This is a genomic window from Brevibacillus borstelensis, assembly GCF_003710865.1.
Classification (GTDB): Bacteria; Bacillota; Bacilli; order Brevibacillales; family Brevibacillaceae; genus Brevibacillus; species Brevibacillus borstelensis.
In genome coordinates this window covers 1-1,230 of sequence record NZ_RHHO01000111.1, presented here as the reverse complement: position 1 = coordinate 1,230, position 1,230 = coordinate 1, and the positions used below count along the sequence as shown (strand labels likewise).

Below are 1,230 nucleotides of genomic sequence, written 5' to 3'. Positions count from 1 at the left end.
GGACAAGAGTACCTTCTCATCTTTCCGAAAAGCGTTAACCACTTTTGCTTTGTCCGTATAGAGACTACCATGCATTTTCATAAGATGACGCTTCCTTTGCCGAGTAATTTAACAAGCTCATCAACGTGACGCTTAATTAGAACATGAGGGCGGAGGACAATGATTTCATACTCATTTTTCTGTAGTGAAACCCCGACTCTAGCGTCTCTAACAAAGACTTTCTCTCCATCTTTTTGTTGAAAGATACATCTTACAGGTCTGAATAGGTCAGCATTGATGAACGATTGAATTGTCTGGAATGTATTGTAGGGTGTGCTTTTTACGTCGTAGCAGAAACGTGTATCAAGCTCTAACTCCCCGTTCTGTGTGATATGCATAATGTCTGGATCGATGCCGCCATAATACCGAAGCCAGTTATATTGATACATTAGGAGGAAGATTTTAAGTTTTCTCTCATCCCATCCTGTTCTTGTTACAGATTGATCTAACATCTTCTCTGTGATAGCTAATTTAGGAACCATGATATAGCCATAATTGTGCTGTTTCAAAGGAGAGGGATTTCGTTTAATTTCTTTACAACTGTAAAATGTATCAAGCTCTGGCAGATAGTCTGGTGCAGACAATACATGTGCTTGGAAACGCAATTTATCATCTTCTCTAATGTCTCGGATAAAGTGATGAGTTTCTAACCAATCAAGAGACCATTCGATATATGATGAGTATGGAGGCAGTTTTAATGTCTCGGCGATCTTTTGTTTGCTGGAAAAATATACTTTTCCAGAAAGACCATCGCAGTACATGCATAGGTATAGATAGACCTTGAATGTAGTGTTCGCAAGTTGGGGATGGTCGGGGAAATCAGGGTAAATATCGCTTATGACTTTCCTCGGGAAAGAGAAGTTTTGCGCTGAAAGCTCAAAGTGGTTCTTACCTGGCGTGAGGTTCATCTGTACGATAGTTTTATTCAGATTAGATAGTTTTCTGGTATATTTCATAGGGCCTCCAGATGACGAAAAAAATTGTCTAAGACTATGTTAATTTCGGTCACTTCGATTACGTCTAATATGGATATCCCAACTATGTTTCCTGCTTCGAGTCTGTAACATATTTTTTGTAAACTCTCAACCTCTAAACTACAATTAGGAGTAGAAAGGTTGGGAGATTTTTATGATGTCAAAAGAGCAGATCAAGCAGTGGATCAAAGAGAAAAACATGAAGTCAGTGGACGAC

Annotated in this window: 1 protein-coding gene; it reads right to left on the bottom strand. The window is 39.0% G+C overall.

Annotated elements, in window-relative coordinates; genetic code table 11:
• Nucleotides 1-77: 77 nt before the first annotated feature.
• Nucleotides 78-995 (bottom strand): hypothetical protein, encoded by a 918-nt coding sequence (locus EDM54_RS26170; protein WP_122958735.1) that lies wholly within the window; start codon nucleotides 993-995, stop codon nucleotides 78-80.
• Between the last annotated feature and the right edge of the window lie 235 nt (nucleotides 996-1,230).

Excerpts from the sequence above, each read along its gene's own strand:
- EDM54_RS26170 (WP_122958735.1), bottom strand. The coding sequence starts at position 995 with ATGAAATATACCAGAAAACTATCTAATCTGAATAAAACTATCGTACAG.